The 23,946-nt window shown below is 68.5% G+C and carries 25 protein-coding genes and 1 riboswitch; of the genes, 19 read left to right on the forward strand and 6 right to left on the reverse strand.

The genetic code is table 11. From position 1 onward, the window contains the following. The first annotated feature begins 28 nt into the window (after positions 1 to 28). Positions 29 to 319 carry a hypothetical protein gene (locus ACNSTU_RS08775; RefSeq protein ID WP_290636696.1) on the forward strand — a complete coding sequence of 97 codons (291 nt, stop codon included), beginning with the start codon at positions 29 to 31 and terminating at the stop codon, positions 317 to 319. A 1-nt stretch (position 320) separates the two neighbouring features. On the opposite strand, the gene ACNSTU_RS08780 is transcribed toward ACNSTU_RS08775, so the two are convergent. Both ACNSTU_RS08780 and ubiG read right to left on the reverse strand, forming a co-directional pair. Continuing rightward, positions 321 to 1,091, reverse strand: a complete 771-nt coding sequence (locus ACNSTU_RS08780; protein ID WP_290636697.1) for an SDR family oxidoreductase — start codon at positions 1,089 to 1,091, stop codon at positions 321 to 323. Then, positions 1,088 to 1,852, reverse strand: coding sequence for a bifunctional 2-polyprenyl-6-hydroxyphenol methylase/3-demethylubiquinol 3-O-methyltransferase UbiG (gene ubiG, locus ACNSTU_RS08785; protein WP_290636698.1), 765 nt, complete (start codon positions 1,850 to 1,852; stop codon positions 1,088 to 1,090). The genes ACNSTU_RS08780 and ubiG overlap by 4 nt, the downstream gene beginning before the upstream one ends. A gap of 102 nt (positions 1,853 to 1,954) precedes the next feature. Continuing rightward, a riboswitch (cobalamin riboswitch) is annotated at positions 1,955 to 2,177 on the forward strand. A 145-nt stretch (positions 2,178 to 2,322) separates the two neighbouring features. On the opposite strand from ubiG, the gene ACNSTU_RS08790 reads away from it, so the two are divergent. From ACNSTU_RS08790 to cobJ, 7 genes are read left to right on the forward strand one after another with little or no spacing between them, the layout of a single operon-like run. Next, on the forward strand, positions 2,323 to 3,426 hold the full coding sequence (locus tag ACNSTU_RS08790; RefSeq protein ID WP_290635024.1) for a cobalt-precorrin-5B (C(1))-methyltransferase: 1,104 nt from the start codon (positions 2,323 to 2,325) through the stop codon (positions 3,424 to 3,426). Then, the gene (locus tag ACNSTU_RS08795; protein WP_290635019.1) at positions 3,423 to 4,355 is read left to right on the forward strand and encodes an ABC transporter ATP-binding protein; all 933 of its coding nucleotides are present in this window, start codon (positions 3,423 to 3,425) and stop codon (positions 4,353 to 4,355) included. The genes ACNSTU_RS08790 and ACNSTU_RS08795 overlap by 4 nt, the downstream gene beginning before the upstream one ends. Next, positions 4,352 to 5,125, forward strand: a complete 774-nt coding sequence (locus tag ACNSTU_RS08800) for an ABC transporter permease (RefSeq protein ID WP_290635017.1) — start codon at positions 4,352 to 4,354, stop codon at positions 5,123 to 5,125. Before ACNSTU_RS08795 ends, ACNSTU_RS08800 begins: the two co-directional genes overlap by 4 nt. After that, a complete protein-coding gene (gene cobG / locus ACNSTU_RS08805; protein WP_290635015.1) occupies positions 5,122 to 6,513 on the forward strand; it encodes a precorrin-3B synthase in 1,392 nt (463 codons plus the stop codon). Before ACNSTU_RS08800 ends, cobG begins: the two co-directional genes overlap by 4 nt. Then, positions 6,506 to 7,147: a precorrin-8X methylmutase gene (locus tag ACNSTU_RS08810; RefSeq protein WP_290635013.1), complete on the forward strand. Its 642-nt coding sequence runs from the start codon at positions 6,506 to 6,508 to the stop codon at positions 7,145 to 7,147. The genes cobG and ACNSTU_RS08810 overlap by 8 nt, the downstream gene beginning before the upstream one ends. 4 nt (positions 7,148 to 7,151) lie before the next feature. Then, positions 7,152 to 7,898: a precorrin-2 C(20)-methyltransferase gene (locus tag ACNSTU_RS08815; protein WP_418212266.1), complete on the forward strand. Its 747-nt coding sequence runs from the start codon at positions 7,152 to 7,154 to the stop codon at positions 7,896 to 7,898. Continuing rightward, a complete protein-coding gene (gene cobJ / locus ACNSTU_RS08820; RefSeq protein WP_290635009.1) occupies positions 7,895 to 8,662 on the forward strand; it encodes a precorrin-3B C(17)-methyltransferase in 768 nt (255 codons plus the stop codon). Before ACNSTU_RS08815 ends, cobJ begins: the two co-directional genes overlap by 4 nt. Before the next feature lie 98 nt (positions 8,663 to 8,760). Here the strand turns inward: cobJ and ACNSTU_RS08825 are convergent, their stop codons facing one another. Further along, a complete protein-coding gene (locus ACNSTU_RS08825) occupies positions 8,761 to 9,504 on the reverse strand; it encodes a cobalt-precorrin-6A reductase (protein ID WP_290635008.1) in 744 nt (247 codons plus the stop codon). A gap of 146 nt (positions 9,505 to 9,650) precedes the next feature. Here ACNSTU_RS08825 and cbiE point away from each other — a divergent pair, with 146 nt between their 5' ends. The 4 genes from cbiE to moaA all read left to right on the forward strand — a co-directional run bounded on the left by cbiE (position 9,651) and on the right by moaA (position 13,250). Next, a complete protein-coding gene (gene cbiE, locus ACNSTU_RS08830) occupies positions 9,651 to 10,874 on the forward strand; it encodes a precorrin-6y C5,15-methyltransferase (decarboxylating) subunit CbiE (protein ID WP_290635006.1) in 1,224 nt (407 codons plus the stop codon). Beyond that, a complete protein-coding gene (locus ACNSTU_RS08835) occupies positions 10,826 to 11,284 on the forward strand; it encodes a cobalamin biosynthesis protein (protein WP_290635004.1) in 459 nt (152 codons plus the stop codon). The genes cbiE and ACNSTU_RS08835 overlap by 49 nt, the downstream gene beginning before the upstream one ends. Further along, positions 11,281 to 12,039: a precorrin-4 C(11)-methyltransferase gene (gene cobM, locus ACNSTU_RS08840; protein ID WP_290635002.1), complete on the forward strand. Its 759-nt coding sequence runs from the start codon at positions 11,281 to 11,283 to the stop codon at positions 12,037 to 12,039. The genes ACNSTU_RS08835 and cobM overlap by 4 nt, the downstream gene beginning before the upstream one ends. A gap of 182 nt (positions 12,040 to 12,221) precedes the next feature. Then, a complete protein-coding gene (gene moaA / locus ACNSTU_RS08845) occupies positions 12,222 to 13,250 on the forward strand; it encodes a GTP 3',8-cyclase MoaA (protein WP_290635000.1) in 1,029 nt (342 codons plus the stop codon). Between the two features lie 17 nt (positions 13,251 to 13,267). Here moaA and ACNSTU_RS08850 read toward each other — a convergent pair whose 3' ends face one another. Further along, positions 13,268 to 14,632: a malonyl-CoA decarboxylase domain-containing protein gene (locus tag ACNSTU_RS08850; RefSeq protein WP_290634998.1), complete on the reverse strand. Its 1,365-nt coding sequence runs from the start codon at positions 14,630 to 14,632 to the stop codon at positions 13,268 to 13,270. A gap of 188 nt (positions 14,633 to 14,820) precedes the next feature. Between ACNSTU_RS08850 and ACNSTU_RS08855 the strand changes: the two genes are divergently transcribed. The 7 genes from ACNSTU_RS08855 to ACNSTU_RS08885 all read left to right on the forward strand — a co-directional run bounded on the left by ACNSTU_RS08855 (position 14,821) and on the right by ACNSTU_RS08885 (position 21,309). Then, positions 14,821 to 15,531 (forward strand): DUF3581 family protein, encoded by a 711-nt coding sequence (locus tag ACNSTU_RS08855; protein WP_418212300.1) that lies wholly within the window; start codon positions 14,821 to 14,823, stop codon positions 15,529 to 15,531. A 77-nt stretch (positions 15,532 to 15,608) separates the two neighbouring features. Further along, a complete protein-coding gene (locus ACNSTU_RS08860) occupies positions 15,609 to 16,640 on the forward strand; it encodes a CobW family GTP-binding protein (RefSeq protein WP_290634996.1) in 1,032 nt (343 codons plus the stop codon). A gap of 304 nt (positions 16,641 to 16,944) precedes the next feature. After that, positions 16,945 to 17,619: a hypothetical protein gene (locus tag ACNSTU_RS08865; protein ID WP_418212267.1), complete on the forward strand. Its 675-nt coding sequence runs from the start codon at positions 16,945 to 16,947 to the stop codon at positions 17,617 to 17,619. A gap of 109 nt (positions 17,620 to 17,728) precedes the next feature. Further along, on the forward strand, positions 17,729 to 18,262 hold the full coding sequence (locus ACNSTU_RS08870) for a DUF84 family protein (protein ID WP_290634992.1): 534 nt from the start codon (positions 17,729 to 17,731) through the stop codon (positions 18,260 to 18,262). After that, positions 18,263 to 18,727, forward strand: coding sequence for a c-type cytochrome (locus ACNSTU_RS08875; RefSeq protein WP_290634990.1), 465 nt, complete (start codon positions 18,263 to 18,265; stop codon positions 18,725 to 18,727). A 106-nt stretch (positions 18,728 to 18,833) separates the two neighbouring features. Further along, entirely contained in the window at positions 18,834 to 20,288 is a 1,455-nt protein-coding gene (locus ACNSTU_RS08880; RefSeq protein ID WP_418212268.1) for a diguanylate cyclase, read from the forward strand. A gap of 22 nt (positions 20,289 to 20,310) precedes the next feature. Next, on the forward strand, positions 20,311 to 21,309 hold the full coding sequence (locus ACNSTU_RS08885) for a 2-hydroxyacid dehydrogenase (RefSeq protein WP_290634986.1): 999 nt from the start codon (positions 20,311 to 20,313) through the stop codon (positions 21,307 to 21,309). A gap of 6 nt (positions 21,310 to 21,315) precedes the next feature. Here ACNSTU_RS08885 and ACNSTU_RS08890 read toward each other — a convergent pair whose 3' ends face one another. After that, entirely contained in the window at positions 21,316 to 22,122 is an 807-nt protein-coding gene (locus tag ACNSTU_RS08890; RefSeq protein WP_290634984.1) for a thioesterase family protein, read from the reverse strand. A gap of 65 nt (positions 22,123 to 22,187) precedes the next feature. Beyond that, a complete protein-coding gene (locus ACNSTU_RS08895; RefSeq protein ID WP_290634982.1) occupies positions 22,188 to 23,882 on the reverse strand; it encodes an acyl-CoA dehydrogenase family protein in 1,695 nt (564 codons plus the stop codon). Positions 23,883 to 23,946: the final 64 nt, after the last annotated feature.

A 23,946-nucleotide genomic window follows, 5' to 3' on the forward strand; every position in this document is an offset into this window, starting at 1 on the left:
GATGTGCCTTATCCGGAAGGAGCGTGAAATGAGAGCAGGTCGACCGAGGCCCGGCCTGGGCCCATTGGTGGTGGCAGCAGCGGGGTTATCGCTCGCCGTGGCGGTAATGGCCGCGGACGATGTCCGCTTCGAGACCGCGGACGGAGAGCCCCTTCCGGACGCTGAGCAGGAGGTTGCCGAATCCGTGCTGGATGCCGAGGTGCTGCAGCCCGGCGTCTATCGGCTGGATGTGGATGTGGACGGCCGCCAGGCGCGCATCATCGAAGCGCGCCCCGAGGCCGACGCCTCGGAGTCGGGGCACAGGACCGAGGGCCGGTGAACTAGTCCGCGTATTGCATCCGCCGTGTCATGCCGCCGTCGACGACCATGTTCTCGCCGGTGATGAACCCGGCTGCGCTCGATAGCAGGAAGGTGCAGAGGTTCGCGACGTCCTCCGGGCGGCCCACGCGACCGGCGGGGTGCTGGGCGTGGTCGGCTGCCGTGAGGGTCGAGGGTTCGCGCAGGCCCGGCTTGCGGTGATCCTCAACCGCAATCCATCCCGGGCTGACGGCGTTGACGCGAACCCGTCCGGACAGGCTCACCGCCAGCGCGTGGGTGAGCGCCAGCACACCCCCCTTGCTCGCGGCATAGGCCTCGCTGTCGGGCTCAGACTGCAGCGCCCGGGTGGAGGCGATGTTGACGATGGCACCCCGGCGCGCCGCCAGGTGCGGCGTGCAGTGCTTGCTGAACAGGAAGGTGCCGGTCAGGTTGACGTCCAGCCAGCGCTGCCAGTCCTTCAGGGCCAGCGCCTCAACCGGTCCGCTCAGCGGGTCGGCGACACCGGCGTTGTTCACCAGACCGTCGAGTTGGCCATAGTGCACCAGCGTGGCATCCACGGCGCTTTCCACGGCCGCCTCGTCGGCGACGTCCGCCTGCACCGTGAACAGCCGCTGGTCGTCCCGGCACTCATCGTCCAGTGCCGCCAGCGCCTCGCCGTCCAGATCGATGACCGACACGCGCCACCCCGACGACAGCAGTTTGCGCGACACGCCAAGGCCGATGCCCTGGGCCCCTCCCGTTACCAGGGCGACGGGCTGTGGCTCGTCACTCATGTCTCCCCCTCTCCTTGGCGCCTGGCCAGCAGCATGTAGTTGACGCTCTCCGAGGGTGACAGCCACATGCGCCGCGTCAATGGATTGACCTTGACGCCGGTACGCTGAATCGTCGTGATGCCGTCCCGTTCCATGAGTGTCTCGATTTCGGCGGGGGTGGGAAACCGGGACCACTGGTGCGTGCCTTTTGGAAGCAGCCGGAAGATGTACTCCGCGCCCACGATGGCCACGACAAAGGAGATCGCATTGCGGTTGATGGTGGCCACGAAGGTGTGGCCGCCCGGCGCCACCAGACGGTTCACGGCGGCCATGAACGCCGGCAGGTCGGCCACGTGCTCTACCACCTCCATGTTCAGCACCACGTCGTAGCGGGCGCCGCGCCCGGCCAGCGCCTCGGCCGTGGCAGTCTCGTACGTGATGTCCAGACCCTGTTCGCGGGCGTGCAGGCGGGCGACCCGGATGTTGCTGTCGGACACGTCCACCCCGTGAACCGTGGCCCCGAGCCTGGCCATGGCCTCGCTGAGCAGCCCGCCGCCGCAGCCGATGTCGAGCATGCGCAGACCGGCGAGTGGTGCCGGCTCGGCCGGGTCACGATCATACTGCTCCGCCAGCCGGTCACGGATGTAGCCGGTTCGCAGCGTGTTCAGCACATGGAGGGGCCACAGCTTGCCATCGGACTGCCACCACATCGCCGCCAGCGCGCGATAGCGCGCCAGTTCGTCCGGATCCACCGTCCGGTCCTGTGCGTCGTTCCCGGTCATGTCATCCTACCCGTAGGCTCATTGATGATGGTTAGGTGTTGCATAGAGTCTGTATCAATTCAGTTCATTTGTCTCCGGTTGACCACCCCAAGGGGGTCCCATAAGGTACAGCCAGCTTCAGGTGCCCCGCGTGCAATTGGGGATAATCGGGAAGCCGGTGCGCACGCGTCGCGTGCAAGGCCGGCGCTGCCCCCGCAACGGTAAGTGGTGACGACCGGATCACAGGCCACTGACGACGCCCGCACGGGTGCGTCGGGAAGGCGATCCGCCGGGGAAGGACCCTACACCACCAGCCCGGAGACCGGCCTGAATTCCCTGGTGCCGCGGGGTGCGGCGGAACCGGGTGGTGAACACCTGTCCCGCTGATCGGTACCCACCCAGCCTCTGCACCCGTCGCGCGATCATCTGACGAGGGACCGCGAGACGTGACCGACACGCAGCAGCCACAATCAGCCACCGGCGCGCCCTCCATGCGCCCGGAAAGCCGTGACGGCGGCGGTCCCTTGCGCACCGGTCTCACCACCGGGGTGTGCGCGACGGCCGCGGCGACCGCGGCCGCCCGTCTGGCGCTGGGGGATCACGTGGGCGAGCGCCAGACAGTCGTCCTGCCCAAGGGCAAGCGCGTCGAGCTGGTCCTGAATGATCTCCGGCGCACCGGGGATGGCGCGGAGGCGGGGGTCATCAAGGACGGGGGGGATGATCCCGATGCCACCCACGGAGCCCGGGTGTGGGCGCATGCCGAGCCGCGCAGGGAGGCGGGGCTCACGTTCCATGCCGGCGCTGGCGTGGGGGTTGTCACCCGCTCCGGTCTGCCCGTCGCGGTGGGCGAGCCGGCCATCAACCCGGTGCCCCGGCGCATGATGACCGATCATCTCCTCGAGTGTGCCGCCGCCCTCGATTACCGGGGCGGATTCTCGGTCTTCGTGGGTGTCGACAATGGCGAGCGCATCGCCGAGCGCACCATGAACGGACGTCTCGGCATTCAGGGCGGGCTGTCGATCCTGGGCACCACCGGAATCGTGCGACCGTTCTCGTGCGCTGCCTATATCGCCTCCATTCACCAGTCCATCGACGTGGCCCGCGCCAACGGCATCACCCACATCGCCTGCTGTACCGGTGGCTCCAGCGAGGCCATGGCTCGTGCCCGCTACCGCCTTGGTGACATGGCGCTGATCGAGATGGGCGACCTGATCGGTGGCGTGCTCAAGTACATCAAACGCCATCCGGTGCCACGGGTCACCCTGGCCGGCGGCTTCGGCAAGCTCAGCAAGTTCGCCGCCGGCCACGCCGATACCCACAGCCGCAAGTGCGCCATCGACCTTGACCGCCTCGCCGGCGAAGCGGCCGCTCTGGGCGCCGATACCCACCTGCGCATGCGCATGACCGCCTGCAATACCAGCATCGAGGCCCTGTCCCTGTGCCAGAGCGCAGGGATTCCCCTGGCGGACCGCATCTGTGCCCGCGCCTATGATCAGGCCCGGCGCACGCTGCCCGATGCCGTCATGCTGGACGTCTGCGCGGTGGATCGGGGCGGTCGTCTGGTGGGTACGGCGACCACGGGGGTGGCGGCATGAGCGCGCCGGCAATCGCGCTGGAAGGCCTGACCAAACACTACGCCAGCGGTCGCACCGGTCTCGCGGGCGTGGATCTCACGGTGGATGCTGGCTGTTTCTTTGGCCTGCTCGGCCCCAACGGGGCCGGCAAGACCACGCTGATCGGCCTGCTGACCTCGCTGGTGCGGCTGGAACAGGGCACGGTGCGCGTGTTCGGCCACGATCTGGCACGGGAGCCGGTTGCCGCGCGGCGGCTCATCGGCCTGGTCCCCCAGGAGGTGAACTTCAACAGCTTTGAACCGGTGGCCGAGATCGTCGCCACCCAGGCGGCCTACTACGGGTTGTCGCCGCGCCGCGCACGGCAGCGCACCGATGCCGTCCTGTCCCTGATGGGGCTGGCCGATCGCGCACGGCAGACCGCCTGGGGGCTGTCCGGCGGCCTCAAGCGGCGGCTCATGATCGCCCGTGCCCTGGCGCACGAGCCGCGGCTGCTGGTGCTGGACGAGCCCACCGCCGGTGTGGATGTTGCGGCTCGCCACGACCTCTGGGCCGTGCTGCAGCGGCTGAACGCCGCCGGCACCACGGTGCTGCTGACCACACACTACCTGGAGGAGGCGGAGCAGCTTTGCGACGATCTCGCCTTCATCGACGACGGTCGCCTCATCGCCCGCGGCGGCCCCGGAGCCCTGTTGCAGGGGATGGACCACGACACCCTGGTACTGGATCTGGCCGTCGATTGCCCGGAACCGCTCCGTCTCGATGGCGTCACGGTCCGCGCCGTGGATGCGCGCACCCTGGAGGTGGACGTGCCCAGAGGCCGGCATCTCAACACCCTGTTCGCGTCGCTCACCGAAGCGGGGGTGCAGGTGACCAGTCTGCGTAACAAGAGCAATCGGCTGGAGCAGCTGTTCCTGGAGCGCCTGCGCGGACGGCAGGAGGCACCGGCATGACAGCGGCGCTCTACTGGAATGCCTATCGCGGCATGGTCGTGAAGCAGCTTCGCCGCGTTGTGCGCACCTGGATCCAGACACTGTTGCCTTCGGTGGTGAACGCGGCCCTGTTTCTCGTGGTGCTTGGCCAGCTCGTGGGGCGGGAGATCGGCACCTTCGGCGGCGTGGGCTACACGGAGTTCCTGATGCCCGGTCTGGTGATGCTGGCAGTGGTCACCAACGCCTACAGCAACGTGACCCTGGCGGTTTTCGGCGCCAAGCTTCAGCGTCACATTGAGGAGGTCCTGGTGGCGCCCATGCCACCGTGGCTGATCGTTGCCGGTTTCGTCACCGGCGGCGTACTGCGCGGACTGCTGGTGGGGCTGCTGGTGGCCGCGCTGGCGCTGCCACTGACCGGGCTGCAGTTCCACCACCCGGCGGCCATTGCCGGCATGGCGGTGCTCGCCGCGCTGCTGTTCTCCTTCGCCGGGCTCATCAACGGCATCTATGCACGCACCTTTGACCACACCTCAGTGGTCACCACCTTCGTGCTGACACCGCTGATCTACCTGGGCGGGCTGTTCTATCCCGTCAGCCGCCTGGACGAGCCGTGGCAGAGCCTGTCACTGGCCAACCCCATGTACTACCTGATCGAGGGCTTCCGCCACGGCCTGCTCGGCACCAGTGCGGTGCCCTGGTGGGCCACGTTTGCCATGCTCGGTGTGGCCACCGCCATCGTTGGCACCGTGGCCCTGACGCTGGTGGCCCGGGGCACACGGGTGAAACCATGAGTGGGGCGCGCGCCAACCATAACGGCGCCGTGCGCGGTGTATGCCCGGGGGTGGCCGCGCCCATGGCCAGTGGCGACGGGCTGCTGCTGCGCCTGCGCCATCCCATCGGTGGCTGGACGCCAGCGCAGGTGGGCGCCGTGGCGCAGGTGGCCGAGGAACACGGCAATCGCGCACTGGAACTCACCGTCCGTGGCAACCTGCAGCTGCGTGGGGTGCGCCCCGCAACCCTGATGGGCGCCCAAACCGCCCTCGTGGCGGCCGGCGTCGCCGACAGTGACCCCGACCGTGAGGCGGTACGCAACGTGCTGTCCGCCCCCGCGACCGACCTGGACCCGGATGCCGTCGCGGATATCACGCCGGTGGCGCGGGCCGTGGCCGATGCCATTGCCGCCGACACCGCACTTCACCGCCTGCCGGCCAAGACCGGCGTGGTCGTGGATGGGGGTGGCGCGGCGGGGATCGCCGGTGTCCATGCCGACCTGCGCCTGGACGCCGTGACCTGTGATCACGGTGGCGTGCGCTATCTGCTGAGCATTGGCGGCCGAGCGGCGGACGCGGTGCCGCTGGGACGGGTTGCTCCGGAGCAGGCCGCCGTTGCGGCCCGGCGCGTGCTGGCGCGACTGCTGGACGACAACCCGCCGCGGCGGATGGCTGCGGCCCTGGCCGAGCGCGGCGCCGCGCCGTTCCAGGATGCGCTGGCTGAGCTGGCCGAGCCCGCCGGCACGGTGCCCGTGCCCGCGGTGGGGCCTCCGGCACCGGGAGTTGCGCCGCACGGGGTCTGGGTACACGCAGCGTTCCCGTTCGGTGCGCTCAATGCAGCGCAGCTGCGGCAGCTGGCAGTGGTGGCGGAGCTGCACGCGGCGGCAAGCGGCACACCCACGCTGCGGCTGACGCCCTGGCGCAGTGTTCTGCTCGCGGGGGTCAGCGCCGCCGCGCTGGAGCCCCTGGCTGCATTGGGTGCCATCACCGAACCGGCCGATGCCCGCCTCGGGCTCGGTGCCTGCGTCGGCGCGCCAGGCTGTGCGTCCGGTACCACCGCGACCCGGAACGATGCCCTGGCTCTGGAGGCGGCCATGCCGACACTGCTGGCTGCCGGCGAGCGGCTGCACGTCTCCGGCTGTGGCAAGGGCTGCGGTGCGCCGGTGCGGGCGGCCGCCATGCTGGTGGCGGACGGAGAGCGCTACGCCCTGACGCTGTCAGGCGGCGTCGGCGCCATGCCGGACTGGCCTGCGATGCCACTGGCGGGCGTGCATCGCCGCCTGATGGCGCTGGATGCGGTGTATGCCGGGGAGCGGCGCACACCCCGGGAATCCCTGAACGACGTGATCAACCGGCTGGGCCGCAATGATGTGGTCCGGCGCGTGGAGGAGGAGAGCAGTCATGCCTGACAGCGTGCAGCACGACTACATCAAGGACGGCCCGGCCATCTATCGGGAATCGTTCGCCATCATTCAGGCCGAGGCCGACCTGACGCGATTCCCGGAGCGCGTGGTGCCGGCGGTGGTGCGCATGATTCACGCCTGCGGTATGACCGATCTGGCCGCCGATGTGGGCTTCTCGCCCGGTGTGGCGACGGCCGCACGGAACGCCCTGGATGCCGGTGCGCCCATTCTGTGCGACAGCCAGATGGTCGCCCACGGTATCACCCGTGCGCGGCTTCCGGCGGACAATCCGGTGGTCTGCACCCTTCGGGACGAACGGGTGCCGGCGCTGGCCGAGCGCATCGGCAATACCCGCTCGGCGGCGGCCATGGAGCTTTGGTGGGATCAGCTCGACGGCGCCGTGGTGGCCATCGGCAATGCGCCGACGGCGCTGTTTCGCCTGCTGGAGATGCTCGACGCCGGCGCACCGCGACCCGCGGCCGTGCTTGGCATTCCCGTGGGCTTTGTCGGCGCGATCGAGAGCAAGGAGGCGCTGGCGGCCCGCGCGCCGTATATCGAATACCTGACGGTGTTCGGTCGCCGGGGAGGCAGTGCCATGGCGGCCGCGGCGGTGAACGCGCTGGCAACGGATCGGTGGTGAACGCATGACAACCCTGAACAGTATTGAAGGTGGCCGGTTCTACGGCATCGGTACGGGGCCGGGTGACCCGGAGCTCATGACCCTGAAAGCCGCGCGGCTGATCGCCTCGGCGGACGTGGTGGCCTATTTCTGCAAGCGCGGCAAACGGGGCAACGCGCGCGACATCGCCGACCCCCACATCCATGACCAGCAGCGCGAGGAGCCTATGGTCTATCCGGTGACCACGGAGTTGCCGCATACCTCGCAGGCCTACCGGGACCGCATCGAGGCGTTCTTCGATGCCTCCGCCGACATGCTGGCCGGGCATCTTGCCGCGGGCCGCTCGGTGGTCGTCCTCAACGAGGGCGACCCGTTCTTCTACGGCTCCTTCATGCACGTCTACCTGCGCCTCAAGGACCGCTTCCCCTCCACGATCATCCCGGGCGTCCCGTCGATCATGAGCAGTGCTGCGCTCTTGCCCACCCCCCTGACCATGCGTGACGACGTGCTTTCGGTGGTCCCCGGTACGCTCCCGGACGATGCGCTCCATGAACGCCTCTCCAGCGTTGATGCCGCGGTGATCATGAAGGTGGGCAGCAATCTCGACCGCATCGTGGCCGTGCTCGAGCGCTTGGGCATGTGCCAGCGCGCCTGGTACGTGGAGCGCTCCAGCATGGCGGCCGAGTACTGCTGCCGGCTTCCGGAGGCCAGCGTGGACAAGGCGCCCTATTTCTCCATGATCGTGGTGCCCGGCATGGGGGAGCGGCGATGAGTGAGGGCTGGTTGCGGGTGGTGGGTGTCGGCCCGGCGGGGCCGGAGTGGCTCACTCCGGAGACGGCGCACACGCTGCAGGACGCGACGGACCTGGTCGGTTACGGGCCTTACGTGGACCGGGTGGGCACCGCCGCAGCCCGTCGGCACGTCTCCGACAACCGCGAGGAGCTGGACCGTGCCCGGCACGCCCTGGATCTGGCCCGTGAAGGCGGCCGGGTGGCGGTGGTCTCGGGTGGTGACCCCGGGGTGTTCGCCATGGCTGCGGCGGTGATGGAAGCTCTGGATGCCGACCGCGACGGCCGGTGGTCCGCGGTGGAGATCACCGTCGAACCCGGCGTCTCCGCCATGCAGGCGGCCGCGGCCAGGCTTGGCGCGCCCTTGGGCAACGACTTCTGTGTGCTGTCCCTGTCGGACAATCTCAAGCCGTGGTCGCTGGTGGAGCGGCGCATCCGCCTCGCAGCGGAGGGTGACTTCGCCATGGCCTTCTACAACCCGATCTCGAAGGCACGACCCTGGCAGCTGGGCGCCGCGCTGGATGTGCTGCGGTCGGTGCATGCGCCGGACACGCCGGTGGTGCTGGCGACGGCGGTCGGTCGGGGCGAGAGCGAGCGCGTGCACCTGACCACGCTTGCCGACGTCAACCCGGCCGATGCGGACATGCGCACCCTGGTGCTGGTGGGAGCGTCCACAACGCGCGTGATCGACCGCGGCGGCCGGCGTTACGTGTATACGTCGCGGTACTATCCGGAGGAGCGCACATGACGACACCCCGCCCAGCGCACCCCCCGTGGTATCCGGCGGGGCCGTTAGGACCCGTAGGGTGGACCTTCAGGTCCACCAACCGCGGCCCGGCGGGGCCGTTACCGACGCAGTCCCTCCAGCCAGCGGACAACGTCTGCGGCGTCGGTGAATGCCGGCACGCCGACGGGCTCCGGTGGTCGCTCTACCATCACCACCGGGATGCCCAGCGCCCTTGCGGCGCCGAGCTTGGCGCAGGTGGCATCGCCGCCGCTTGCCTTGGACACCAGCACGTCGATGCCGTGCCCGGCCATCAGTGTCTGCTCGTCCGCCAGCCGGAACGGGCCGCGCGCCTGCAGGTAGACGGCGTCGGGCAGAGTCGGTGGCGGCTCGGGCGGATCGATGGTGCGGATGACGTAGTGTTTCTCCGGCGTGCGTTCGAAGGCCGCGAGTTCCTGCCGGCCGGTGGTGACAAGCACCCGGTGACCGAGGTCCTGCAGGGCGTCGGCGGCGGTGCCGAGATCCGGCACCGGCAGCCAGTGATCGCCCGGGCCGGGCGTCCACGGTGGCCGTCGCAGGATGGCCAGGGGAATGCCCGTCTGCCGCGCGGCCGCGGCGGCGTTGGCCGTGATGCCACTGGCGAAGGGGTGGGTTGCATCCACCAGCGCATCGATGCCGTCAGCGCGCAGGTGGGTTGCGAGGCCCTCGGCACCGCCGAATCCGCCGACGCGGTGGGACACCGGCAGGTTGCCGGGTGTGCGCGTGCGGCCGGCCAGCGATGCCTGTGCCCGGATCACCGGGTGCCCGGCCAGCGCCGTTGCCAGGGCATTGCCGTCGCTGGTGCCGGCAAGGATGAGGACCTGCATTATAGTGCTCCCGCGCTGGGCCTGGGTTGCAAACGTCTCGACCGGCCCGTAGGAGCGGCACAAGCCGCGACCGAAGGTATTATCCCCAATCAGGTCGCGGCTTGCGCCGCTCCTACGGGGCTGGGTGGTGTGTCGGGGAGGCTGTCGTGACTGGCCCAGTTCACACCCCCTGGCTCACCATTATCGGCATCGGCGAGGACGGCGTCGACGGTCTAGCGCCGGCCGCCCGGGAAGCGCTGTCCGGGGCGGACTCTCTGTTCGGCGGCCAGCGCCATCTGGATCTGGTCCCGGCCCGTGAGGGGCAGGCGCGCATCGCCTGGCCATCGCCCCTGAGCGATGCCCTGCCGTGGATCCGGGACCGTCGCGGTCGCCCCGTGTGTGTGCTCGCAACCGGGGACCCCTTCTGGTACGGCATCGGCGCCACCCTGGCGCACGAGGTGCCGGCGGCGGAGATGACGGTTCACCCGGTGCCGTCCGCCTTCAGCCTCGCGGCGGCACGCATGGGCTGGCCGCTGCAGATAACCCGCTGCCTGTCCGCACATGGTCGTGCCCTGGACCGGGTGCGACCGTGGCTGCAGCCCGGTGCGCGCCTGCTGGTGCTGAGCTGGGATGGCACCACCGCAGCGGCGCTGGCCGAGCTGCTGCGCACCAACGGCTTCGGGGCGTCCACGCTGACCGTGCTGGAGCACCTCGGCGGCGAGGTGGAGCAGCGCGTCGAGGCCACGGCGGCGGCCTGGAGCCAGACGCGTACGGCGGATCTCAACACCATCGCCATTGCCTGCGAGTCGGCCCCCGATGCGCGGGTGTTGCCGGCGACGGCGGGGCGGCCGGACGCGCTGTTCGAGCACGACGGCCAGATCACGAAGCGTGAGGTGCGTGCCGTGACCCTGGCGCAACTGGCCCCACGCCGCGGCGAGACGCTTTGGGATGTGGGTGCCGGCTCCGGCGCCATCGGCATCGAGTGGATGCTGGTGGACGCGCACAACCACGCCGTCGCGGTCGAGCCGGATCCGGATCGTGCGCAGCGCGTTCAGGCCAATGCCCGGGCCTGCGGTGTGCCCGATCTTGCCTGCGTCAATGGCCGGGCGCCTGAAGCGCTGGCCGGGTTGCCGCGGCCTGATGCGGTATTCGTGGGCGGCGGCCTGACCACGGTCGGCCTGCTGACCGCCTGCCACGAGGCGCTGCCGTCCGGGGGCCGTCTGGTGGCCAACAGCGTGACCGTGGAGGGAGATGCCGTGCTCGCGGATGCGGTTGCGCGCTGGGGTGGCGAGCTGACTCGCCTCGCGGTGAGCCGCAGCGAGCCCCTGGGCGGATTCCACGGGTGGCGGCCCCTGCGGCCGGTGACCATCTGGACGCTGGTGCGGCCGTGATTGCCCTGGGGGTCGGGTTCGCCAGCCGCTGCACCGGGAACGAGCTGGCCGCCGTGGTGACGGCCGTTCTGGCCGAAGTGCCCGGGTTGCTGGACGCCCATGCGGGTGCCGGTCGCCTGGCGGCGCCGGCGCACAAGCGACACGCCGGGCTGTTGGAGCCAGTGGCCCGGGATCTCGGGCTGACGCCGGTTTATGTCACTCGGGACCAGCTCTCGGTGTGGCAGCCCGCGACGGTCACCCGTTCGCGACTCGCCGAAGCGGCGGTGGGCCTGCCCGCCGTGGCTGAAGCGGCGGCGCTGGCCGCCGCCGGCCCAGGGGCAAGGCTGTGCGTCCCTCGCCGTACGGCCGGCCCGGCCACCTGCGCTCTGGCGCTGACTGATGCCGAAAACCCGATAACGGAGACGCCATGACCGTTCACTTCATCGGCGCCGGCCCCGGCGCCCCGGACCTGCTCACCCTGCGCGGGCGCGACCGCATCGCCGCCTGCCCGGTGTGTCTGTATGCCGGCTCGCTGGTGCCCGAAGAGATCCTCGCTCATGCGCCAGTGGATGCGCGGCTGGTCAACACCGCACCCATGACCCTGGACGGCATCATGACGGAGTTCACCGATGCCCACGCCAGGGGGCTCGACGTGGCGCGGCTGCACTCCGGGGATCTGTCGGTCTACAGCGCCGTGGCCGAGCAGTTGCGCCGGCTCGACGCCGCCGGAATCGACTACACGCTCACGCCCGGCGTGCCCGCGTTCAGTGCTGCCGCCGCGGCGCTGCAGCGAGAACTGACCGTGCCGGAGGTGGCCCAGTCCGTGGTGCTGACCCGCACCCAGGGGCGGGCGTCCTCCATGCCGCCGAACGAGACCCTGGAGGCCTACGCCGCCACCGGGGCCACCCTGGCACTGCACCTGTCGCTGCACGCCTTGGAGGACGTGGTGACCCGGCTGACGCCCTTCTACGGCGCTGACTGCCCGGCCGCGGTGGCACTGCGGGTAACGTGGCCGGACGAAACCGTGGTGCGGGCGCCCCTGGGCGAGCTGCCCGCGGCCACGGCGGACTGGACCCTGCGCCGCAGCGCCCTGATTCTGGTGGGGCCGGCCCTGGGGCCGGGACTGTTCCGCGACAGCGCGCTCTACGACCCGGCGCACGTGCGGCGTTACCGGGGTCAGGACTGAGCGGCCCCGGTGTCTGTTATCCTGCGAATACGGGAAGCACCAGTGCGGTGCATGTTTGATTCATTTCCGGTACATGTCTGTGTCACACTGACACGAACAGGTGACGGATCGCCGGCTCAAGGGTGCAGGGAGCGCGGCTTATCGGTTCAGCACGGCGGTGCGCCGTGTCGGGAGGCGGCTTCATGGCCACGCAGGACGTCTACGAACGCCCACTGCAGGATCTGCGCATATCGGTGACGGATCGCTGCAATTTCCGTTGCGTCTACTGCATGCCGAAGGAGATCTTCGGCTCGGACTACCCCTTTCTTGCGCGCAGGGAGCTTCTCAGTTTCGAGGAGATCGTCCGGTTGACGCGCGTCTTCGCCGAACAGGGTGTCCGCAAGCTGCGCATCACCGGCGGCGAGCCGCTGGTGCGGAAAGACCTCCCGGAGCTGATCGAGATGCTGGCGAATATCGACGGCATCGACGACATCACGCTCACCACCAACGCCACGCTGCTGCCCCAGCACGCCCAGTCGCTGGTGGACGCCGGCCTGAACCGGGTGACGGTCAGCCTTGATGCCATCGACGACGACGTGTTCAAGGCCATCAACGACGTGAACTATCCGGTGCAGCCGGTGCTGGACGGCATTGCGGCGGCCTCGGAGGTAGGGCTCAACCCGATCAAGGTCAACATGGTGGTCAAGCGAGGCATGAACGACGGCCAGATCGTGCCCATGGCAGCGCATTTCCGGAACACACCGCACATCCTGCGCTATATCGAGTTCATGGACGTGGGCAACAGCAACGGCTGGCGCCTCGACGACGTCATTACCGCCGCGCAGATCCGTGACACCATCAACGCTGAATGGCCCATCGCGCCGCTGGACCCGAACTACACCGGCGAAGTGGCGAGCCGGTATCGCTATGCCGACGGCGGCGGCGAGATCGGTATCATCTCCTCCGTGAGCGAGCCCTTCTGCAGCACCTGTACCCGCGCCCGCCTCGCCTCCCAGGGGCAGCTTTTCACCTGCCTGTTCGCGGGTAAGGGGCACGATCTGCGCACACCCCTCCGCGACCCGTCCGTGGACGATGCCCAGCTCGCGGCGATCATCCGTGACATCTGGGGCAACCGCCGCGACCGCTACTCCGAGATGCGCACCAACAACACCGCACCCGTCGAAGCCACCGCGCTGCAGTGGAAGGTGGAGATGTCCCACGTGGGCGGCTGAGCCTCTGGTGTTCCGTCTCAGGCGGGCACCGGCATGGCCTTCGCCTGTCGGGTCAGCCGCTGCACCTCCTTCGAGCAGGCAACCCGGCCTTCCGTGGCGTACGCCTCGTGATTCCGCTCGATGTCATCGAGGCGGTAGAGGTAGTTCACCATCATGCCGAAACTCTGTTGAATCCCGTTGGCGGAGGCATCCCCCAGCCAGTTGACCCGATGGACCTCCGCGCCGTTGCCCAGGTGGAACCGACTCACCGGGTTCAGCGGCAGCCCGTGCCGGTTCTTCTCCAGCACCAGGTAGCGCGTGGCCAGTTGCATCAGGGGCTTGCGCAGGACAGGGGCGCTGCCGTCGAGGGTCGCGGCCGGATCGCCGTGGACCAGTGCCGTGATGGCTTCCTGCTCCGCGGCGTCGAACCCGTCCAGCGAGGCCGGTGGCAGTGCGCGGACCCAGTCGGCGAAACCCGGCATCGGCGACAGCGTCACGAAATGCGTCAGCCCGGGCAGCTCCTTGCGCAGCTCTTCGACCACCTGCTTGATCAGGAAGTTGCCGAACGAGATGCCGCGCAGCCCTGACTGACAGTTGCTGATGCTGAAAAACGTCGCCGTGTCCGCGCCGGCGGCGGGTGTGTCGGCAGTGTCCTCCGCCGCGGGGCCGTTCAGCAGGGGCTGAACGCGATCCGGTATCCCGCGCGTGAGCGCCACCTGTACGAAGATCAGTGGCTCATCACCCGTTGCCGGGTGGAAGAATCCGAAACACCGGCGGTTGTCCGGGCCGACGCGCTGCCGCAGGTCGTCCCAGGTGTGGATGGCGTGCACCGCTTCGTAGGCAATGATCTTCTCAAGCACGTGCGCCGGCGTGGTCCAGTCGATCCGGCGCATCACCAGAAAGCCGCGGTTGAACCATGAACGAAACAGCTCCATGAAATCGGTGTCCACGGACTGCAGCTCCGGCGCCTCGCGCAGGTAGCGCTGCAGGTCGGCGCGCATGCGTACTAGGCCGAACGTGTGGCCGGGAGGCGTGTTAAGGCGGCGCAGCAGTTCGGGGCGCGCCGAGCGCGCGGCCACGCTGAGCGCCTGGGCATTGCTGCTGTCGGGGTTGTCCGTGTAGCGGGCGTAGGCGGCGGCCACGGCCTCCGGCGCCGGGGCGTAGCGTGTGGCGAGGCCGCGGAAGAACGCCAGCTTGCCCGCGTCGTCCATGGCGTCGTAGGTGGTCAGGGCCGTGCGTGCACGGCCCAGGCCGGAGACCTCGCCGTCGCTCGCCAGGAGGTCGTCGCACTGTTCCAGCAGGGCGTCGGAGCCCTGCCCGGCGCGATCCGCCCGGCTCCGGAAGCGCCCGGCATACCGCTGGGTTACACTGGTGAGCAGGTCATTCAGAAACGTACTGTTCATTCTGCCATCCTCCGCCCCGGGTGGTGATATCCGATCCTCGACTATAATCGAGGCGGCCCGGATTTGGCATTCCGGCGTTGTGACTGACCGATTGGCCGGTTATTTTTCCGAGCCATTGCCGGGCGGGGCCGTGCGCTCGTCCTCGCTTGACCCTCATCCCCACCTCGACCAGGGAGTTGGCCTTGACCATGTTTCTCGATGCTTACCACGCGCTCCAGGACGGTGTGGTGCGGATCTCCGCCAACCAGGCGAGCCGCTTCGCCAAGGAAGTCGCCGGCGATTTCAACCCGATTCACGACGCCGATGCGCGACGGTTCTGCGTTCCGGGGGATCTGCTGTTCGCCCTGGTACTCGGCTACTACGGCGTGTCGGAGCGGATGGCGTTCCGCTTTCGCGGCATGGTGGGCGACGACGTGCCGCTGGTGTTCCCGGAGGCCATGGATGGTGGGCCGCTGACCATTGCGGACCTGGATGGCAAGGTCTACCTGGAGGTGGAGCGCAGTGGTGCGGTGGTTCGGAACGCCGACGTGGTGGAGGCGTTCGTGCGCCGGTACTCGGCCTTCTCGGGGCGCAACTTCCCGGAATTCCTCGAGCCACTGATGCGGCAGCGGGAGATGATGTTCAACCCCGACCGCCCCCTCGTGCTCTACGACAGCATGGCGTTCGAGCTGAAGGGCGCTGTCACGGCGGGCCTCGACATGGTGCTGGAGACCGCCAGCCTGGGTGTAAACGGCAAGCGCGGCGAAGAGTGGCTGCGCTTCCAGGTGGTCGATGGTGACCAGGTCGTGGGCGAAGGCTCCAAGAAGGTGGTGATCAGCGGTCTGCAGCCCTGGGATGAATCCCGTATGGGCCCCTTCGTGGACGACTACACCGCACGACGTGACCACTTCCACCCCTGACCGGCGCCGTCCGGCCCTGCGCCGGCAACCATCGCGCAGTATTGTTATAATGTAACTTTTCCGCTGGAGGTGGACAGGTGGCTGCGCTGACCCCCGTGACCGTGCTGACCGGCTTTCTCGGTGCCGGCAAGACCACGCTGCTCAACCACCTGCTGTCGCACCCCGATCTGGCCGACTCTGCGGTGATCGTCAACGAGTTCGGTGCGACCGAGCTGGATCACTGGCTCATCCAGGGCGGCGAGGAAGAGATCATCACCCTCGATCAGGGCTGCATCTGCTGCAGTCTGCGCGGCGATCTGGTGGGAACTCTGCGGCGCCTGTTTCAGCGTGCCGCGGCGGGTGAGATTCCCCGTTTCCGCCGCGTTCTCGTGGAGACCACGGGGCTGGCGGACCCGGCGCCGGTGGCGCAGATCCTCATGCAGGACCCGATGCTCGCCATGGAGGCCCGGCTCGACGGCATTGTCACCATGGTAGACGCCGTCCATGGAGGCACGACGCTGCGGGAGCACCCGGAAGCCGTGCGCCAGGCGGCGATGGCCGATCGCATCGTGCTCACCAAGACGGACCTGGCCGACGACAGTGATGTGGACGCGCTGGAGCAGCAGCTGCGGCACGCCGGCGCGGGGGCGCCGGTCATCCGGGCCCGGCATGGCGCCGTTGATCCGACCGCGTTGCTGGAGACGGGCCCGGCAACCGGAGATGGGCGCCATCTCCGCAAGTGGCTGCAGCTCGGCGCTTTTCAGCCGCTGGACGATGCCCGCTCACCGTCGCCCGCGCCCGCCGATGGCGATGACAGTGCCCACGGCCGGATCTTCAGCCACGTTCTGCACCACGATGGTGCGATACCGCTGCGAGACCTCGACGCATTCCTGGATACCGTCTGCGAGCTCCACGGCCGTCGCCTGCTGCGGCTGAAGGGTATTGTGCGCGTCACCGACGAGCCGGAGCGCCCGGCGGTGGTCCACGCGGTCCGCGCCCTGCGCCACCCGGTCGGCCGCCTGTCCGCCTGGCCCGGCGGCGTCAGTGATACGGCCATCGTGTGCATCGGCGAGGCCCTGCCCGTGGCGTCACTGGACGGCCTCTGGAAGTACGCCATCAGCCGCCCGTGATGCGCTGGACTGCCCCCACGTCACGATGCGACCCGGGACAAGGATGTCCTGATGCCCGATCAACACCATCGCTCCATCCTGCGCCCCCGGTTCCGCCCTGAGCCTGGCGGCGACGGTCTGGTTGTCGAACGCCCTGCGCGGGAGGAACGCCAGCGGCCGCGTTCTGGAGGAAGTGGCACAGGCCCAGGGCAAGCCCATCGACGAGGCCGATGTGCACCCGTGAGGGGGCATTGCCCATGCTACTCTCCCGGAAGCCGCCCGGGCGTCCGGCGCAATCGGGCACTGGAGATGCACAGGTGAGGCAATGACCCTTGGGCTGATCGCGGCCGTTATCGGTATCGGGCTGATCCACGGCGTGCTCCCGGACCACGGCTGGCCCATCGCCGCTACGTATGCCCTGCGTCGGAAACGCCGCTACGTCGCGGGGGCGGTGGCGGCGCTGATCATCGGGGTCGGGCACCTGCTGAGCAGTATCGCCCTGGTCGTGATCTTTCTGCTGCTGGCCGGGGCCTACGATCTCCATGAGGCGCGCTGGCTATCGGTCGCGGCCGGCTGCATGCTGGTGCTGCTTGGCATCTGGCAGTACCTGCAGGCCCGGCAGGGGCACGGCCACAACCATCATGGTCATGCCCATCACGGCCACGGCCCCCTGGCGCGCCTGCAGGCCTCGGCCCAGGCGCGGCTGGGCGACCCGGATCAGCGTGGCCTGGGGCACCTCGCGATCGTCGCCATACTGCTCGGCCTTGCCCACGAGGAACCGGTCCAGATCCTCGCCATCTGTGCCGGCACGGCCCACTGCCTCACGCTGATGGCGGTGTACTCTCTGGCGGTGATCGTCGCGATTCTGGTGCCCACGCTGCTACTTGTGCTCGGTTACCAGCGGCACCGGCAGCTGGTGGAGCAGTATCTGCCGCACTTGTCCTATCTCACCGCTGCCATCCTGGTTGGCATGGGTGCCTGGTTCATTCTGGTGCATTGATGGACGGCCTCCCGCGGCGTTACGTCCGGGCCGCCTTTTGCGTTATAAGGGTGGGGCTGCCCCGTGTTTTTCTCCGCCGGCTAACTGACAGGTGAGACCGTTCCCAGCAATGTCATACCGCACCCTCTATCTCGGATCGACCAACCCCGCCAAGCTCGATGCCGTTCAGGCCGTTTTCACCCCCGATCAGGGGTTCACCGTGGTGGCCAGAAGCGCGCCGTCGGGCGTGGCCGACCAGCCGCGCAGCGATGATGAGACCCGCACCGGCGCCGTGAACCGGGCCCATTGGCTGGTGCGCCAGCCGGGTGTCGAGCTCGGGATCGGCCTGGAAGGCGGGCTGGTGGATCACGCCGGTGACATGTGGCTGTGCAACTGGGGCGCTCTGGCCACCTCGCGCGGACACCTGCTGGTTGCCAGTGGCGCCCGTATCCCCCTGCCGCGGGAGCTGGCGCAGTCCCTGCGCAAGGGGGGTGAGCTCGGTGATGTGGTGGATTCCTGGTCCGGCCGTGAGGGGGTGCGGCATCGCGAAGGGGCCATCGGCATTCTCACCGAGGGTGAAGTCTCGCGCGCCGATCTGCTCGGGCATATTGTCCGCCTGCTGTTCGGGCAGTGGCGCTACCTCGGCGAATCCCGGGTGTCATAGATGCTGGCGCGCCGCTCGACAACCGCGCTGCTGCTCGGCGCAGCGATCGTCGCCGGTTGCTCGGACCCCGCCGACGACCGGTGGTATACCGAGGAGCAGGTCCGGATTGGTGAGGCCGTGTTCGAGGCGGAATGTGCTGTCTGTCATGGTGACCGGGCGCAGGGTGCGGAGAACTGGCGGCAGCGGGACGACGATGGTTACTTTCCGCCGCCGCCCCTGAACGGCACGGCCCACGCCTGGCATCATCCGAAGGATGAACTGCGGATGTTCATCCGCGATGGCTTCAATCGCATGCCGGGGTTCGGTGATCGCCTGGACGATGACGAGATCGACGCCGCCATCGCCTGGTTTCAGTCCCACTGGAGCGACGCGGTCTACGACGCCTGGCTCGACTACGACGAACGCGGTGAGTCGGGGCATGACGCCGGGGCGGATACTCAACGTGGTAACCCCGGTGTAGAGTAGGAGCATTCCACACAAGAACAGCGGCGTCCGCACCCGGACGGGCGCGGGCGACGGGCAGGGTGGCTTTATCAGCGAGCAGATAGACAGCGACAGCACCGCGCTTCTGGTGCTTGTGCTGGAGCGCCGCTTTGGTGCGCTGACTCCGGCACAGCAGGCGATGGTGGCCGGCGCCGACCTGGCGACCAAGGCCGTCTGGCTGGAGGTGCTGCCCACGGCCCGCGGCCTCGATGACCTGTTCGCAGCCCGGGGCTTCGAATCGGGTGAGCTGGCCAGTTCACCCGCAGCACTCTCCGACCTGATCGATGCCTCGCCCGTGCCCATGGTCATCACCGAAGGTACCGGCGACCTCGAGCGGATCGTGTTCCTCAACCGGGAGTTCCGGGAGCGCATCGGCTACAGCGAGTCGGATATTCCGGACGTGCGTTACTGGTGGCCTCTGGCGTACCCCGACCCCGCCTACCGTCAGGCCATCGCCAGTGCCTGGAAGGCCCGCATGGCCCGGGCGGCGCGGGATCGCGACCGGATCGAGCCCATGGAGGTGCGTATCCGCTGCGGCGATGGCGCCATGCGCGTCTTCCAGGCCCATGCCACCTCCATCGGTTCCTGGAATCTGGGGGTATTCGTGGAGATCACGGCGCTGCGCGAAGCCCAGGAGGAACTGGCGCTGAGTAAGGAGTGGCTGGAAGAGGCGCAGCGCATCGCGCGCCTGGGGCACTGGATTGCGCGTCCGGAGGATAATGATCCGGGACAGGGGGAGCTGTGGTGGTCACGGGTGACCTATGACATCTTCAGTTGTGACCCGGCCGACGGCGCGCCAACCATTGAGCAGTACCGGGAAATCATCCATCCGCGGGATCGTGAACGGCTGCAGAGGCTGGTCGCGGAGTGCGGGGATGATGGTCAGTACGAGGTCGAATACCGCGTCGTGCGCGACGGTGGCGAGCCCGTCTGGGTGCGCGAACTGGGCCGGGTGCTGCGTGATGATTCCGGCCGCGTCGAGCGGGTGATCGGCACCATCCTCGACATCACGCGCCAGCGGGCCCTGCAGCAGGAGCTGGAGTACCGGGCCTCTCATGATGCGCTTACCGGTTTGTACAACCGTGCCAAACTGCAGCAGTTACTCCGGGAGATGGAACTGGGCTACCGTGATGCCAGGGAGCCGTTTTCGGTGGTGCTGCTGGACGTTGATCACTTCAAGACGGTCAATGACCGGTTCGGGCACGCCATCGGCGATGAAGTGCTGCAGGAGCTGAGCTGGCGCATCGCCAGCGTCCTCGAGCCGGAGCAACATGCCGGTCGGTGGGGTGGCGAGGAGTTCATGGTGCTGCTGCCCCGCACGGACGAACGGGCCGCTGCCGCCGTGGCCGGGCGCATCGCCGATGCCGTGACGCGCCATGAGGTGGCCTGTGCCGGGTACGTCACCGCCAGCCTTGGTGTGGCGGAGATGCGGCCCGGGCTCTCCGGCGGTGCCCTGGCGAACCAGGCTGACCGAGCCCTCTACGCCGCCAAGGGCGACGGGAGAAACTGCATCAGGCGCGCATCCGAACTGCCGCCGGGCTGACGTGATCACAGGAGGGGGAGCGATGCGTATCCGGTTCTTCAGTGCCCAGAGGTACGATCGTGAGTTCTTCGAGCGGTCGAACGCCGCCTTCGGCTTCGATCTGGAGTTCTCCGAGTCCTCCCTGGATGCTGACACTGCGCGGCTGGCCAGCGATGATGATGCCGTTTGCGCCTTCGTCAATGACACCCTGGATGCCGCCTGTCTGCAGGAGCTGCAGCGCCAGGGCGTGCACACCGTGGCCATGCGCTGCGCCGGGTTCAACAACGTGGATCTGCAGGAGGCCAAGCGGCTTGGGCTGCAGGTGGTGCGGGTGCCGGCCTACTCCCCGGAAGCCGTGGCCGAGCACACCATGGCGCTGATTCTCACCCTCAACCGCAACACCCACCGCGCCTACGCCCGTGTGCGGGAGAGCAACTTCAACCTCAACGGGCTGCTCGGTTTCAACCTCCACGGCCGCACCGTCGGCTTGATCGGCACCGGTCGCATCGGCGTCGCCACGGCGAAGGTGATGTCCGGGTTCGGCGTGCGCATTCTCGGCTACGACGTCTTCGAGAATCCGGCGTTCAAGGAACTGGGCGGCGAGTACGTGGACCTGGACACCCTGTACGCTACCGCGCATCTGATCAGCCTGCACTGCCCGCTGACCAAGGATAATCACCACCTGATCAACGCCGATAGCCTCGCGAAGATGAAAGATGGCGTCATGATCGTCAATACCAGCCGGGGTGGCCTGATCGACACGCGGGCCGTGGTGACCGCGCTGAAGTCCGGCAAGGTCGGGCATCTGGCGCTGGATGTCTACGAGCAGGAGGGCGACGTGTTCTTCCGCGACCTCTCCGACGAGATCCTCGCCGATGATGTTCTCTCGCGCCTGCTGACCTTCCCCAACGTGCTGATCACCGGCCACCAGGGGTTTTTCACCGGTGAGGCCATGACGCAGATCGCCGAGGTGACCCTCAGCAACCTGGACGCCGTGAACCGTGGCGAGGCGTGCGACAACGAGATCACGGCGCAGGTCTAGCGGCTGTCAGCTGCCGGCCGTGCCCATGGCGATGGTCGCCTGCAGCACCCGGCCCACGGGGCCATCGCCGTCGAACAGCGTCGTCTCCACCAGGCCCATGCCGTTGTCCTGCATACGACCGGTGGCTTCCAGGCCCAGCCACTCGCCCCTGGGCGCGCGATGAAGGTAGAGCGTCACGTCGGCATTGATGCTGCCCTGGTTCTCGCCCAGGTGGAGCTGGCCGACCCCGTTGCCGAAATCGCACAGGGTGGCGGCGGTCACCAGCGGGTCGGTGGTTTCACCGGCAATCAGCGGCAGGGGCAGTCGCATCCAGACCTGTCCATGGCCGTTCCCCCGGGTGCCCTTCAGCACCACCGCCTGTGCGGTCGTGTGAAAGCCCACGGGGCTGTAGCGCGTGCCCCAGCCCGCCGCCTCGGCAAGGCTGCGCGGGTTGTCCTCCTGAGGGGGTGTCAGGCCGGTCGGTGGGAACCGGCCGTGCTCCGGAACCGATGGCGAACCGGTCTCCAGGAACAGCGCCGATGCCCGCGTGACCTCGTTGCCGTCCGCCAGCAGCCGCCCCTCCAGAATCTGCAGCCGCTTGCCCGGGCGGACCACCTGCGTTTCCACGGTCAGGGGCTGTTTGGGCACCGGGCGCAGCAGATCCACGGTCAGGCGCGCCAGCCGCAGATCGGGCCGGGCCGCCGCCTCCTGCAGGGTGTGAGCCATCAGCCCGACCACCGGCCCGCCGTGCAGAAAGTCGGGGTTCCAGGGCCCGCGGCTCTGGTCCGAGGGGATGAACGCCTCGCCGTCACGGCGGAACACGCCTTCGTTCATGAACGGATTCCTTCAGTGGCTGAAAGCGGATGATGATCGCATGAACGAAGGCGATGGCGACACGATCACGTCCGCAGTGTCGCCCGACGGATGATTGTCCCGGTGTCGGCGTGTTCGGGCAGTGTGCCAAAGCCGCGCCCCCAGTCGCCGCCCAGCCGGCTGGTGATGAAGGCGTCGGCCACCGCTTCGGGCGCGTGCCGGCGCAGCAGGCTGGCCTGCAACACGTAGGCCAGCAGCTCCACCGTGCGGCGCGCCTCCCCCGGGTGGTCGGGCAGCCGCCGCAGGCGGTCTTCCAACTCGTCGGCGCGGTCAGACAGGATTCGGTCGTCGCCCGTGCCGAGGCGGATTTCCGCCATCGCAGCATCCACGCACTCCGGTTCGCGCTCAATGGCGCGCACCACATCCAGACAGATGACGTTGCCCACGCCCTCCCAGATGCCGTTCAGCGGGGCCTCCCGGTACAGCCGCGCCATCAGGTGATTCTCGATGAAGCCGTTACCACCGTGGCATTCCAGCGCCTCCACCACGAACGCCGGTGCCTGCTTGCAGGCCCAGTACTTGGCCATGGGCGTGGCGATTCGGGACAGCAGGCGTTCGTGTTCGTCATTGTCCTGATGATCCAGCGTGCTGGCGAGGCGCATGCTCAGCCACAGAAACGCCTCCGATTCCACCGCCAGGTCGGCGGCGACGTTGGCCATGATTGGCTGCTCGATGATCGGCTTGCCAAAGCTGGTGCGGTTGCCGGCGTGGTGCAAAGCCTGGCTCAGCGCCTGGCGCATCAGCCCCGACGAGCCCACGGCGAAGTCGAGCCGGGTCAGGTGTGCCATCTCGATGCTGTTACGGATGCCGCGGCCTTCCTCGCCCACCATGACCCCGTAAAGATCCTGGAACTCCACCTCGGACGACGCGTTGGAGCGATTACCACACTTGTCCTTGAGTCGCTGGATGCGGAGGTTGTTGCGGCGGCCGTCCGGGAGCCAGCCCGGCACCAGAAAGCAGGAGACGCCGCCCTCGGTCTGGGCCAGCGTGAGAAAGAGGTCGCTCATGGGCACGGAGAAAAACCACTTGTGCCCGGTAATCAGGTATTCCGCGCCGGAACCCCGTGCCGCTCCCAGCGGGCGCGCCGTGGTCTGGGTCTGCCGTAGGTCCGAGCCGCCCTGCTTCTCGGTCATGGCCATGCCCACGGTGATGGCCGACTTCTCCCGCGCATGAATGGGTCGGGCGTCGTAGCCCGGGCGCATGATCAGCGGCTCCCATTCGGCGGCCAGGGCCGGGTCGTGCCGCAGGGCCGCCACCGAAGCGAAGGTCATGCCCATGGGGCAGCAGATGCCGTTCTCGCCCTGGTTCCACAGGTAGCTCAGGGCGGCCCGCGCCACGTGCGCGCCGGGCTGCGGGTGGGTCCACGCCAGGGAGTGGGTCTCGCAGGAGAAGATCAGCTCCATGAGCTCGTGGTAGGCGGGGTGGAACTCGATGGTGTCGGTCCGGTTACCGAAGCGGTCGTGGGTATGCAGCTCCGGCTCGTAGCGGTTGGCCGAGCGGGCCAGTTGCTGGACGTGCTCCGACCCCACCAGTGCACCGGCGCGGTCGAGCCGGTCGCGCGCCCAGTTGCCGCCGTAGGCACGCACCGCCTCCACCAGCGCCTGATCGCCGGTGTAAGCATTGTAGTTCACCAGGTCGCCCGGCTGGTTGAGCACCGCGTGGGTGCGGTGGTCCGGGATGTCAGGAGCGGCGGACGGGATATCCGTGGGCTGACTGCTCATGTGGCCACCTCGCAATGCGCTGCCGTGCGCTCGAATCGTGCATCGCCTATTCTCGTAACACTGT

It is taken from the genome of Aquisalimonas sp. APHAB1-3, from assembly GCF_048323695.1.
GTDB lineage: Bacteria > Pseudomonadota > Gammaproteobacteria > Nitrococcales > Aquisalimonadaceae > Aquisalimonas.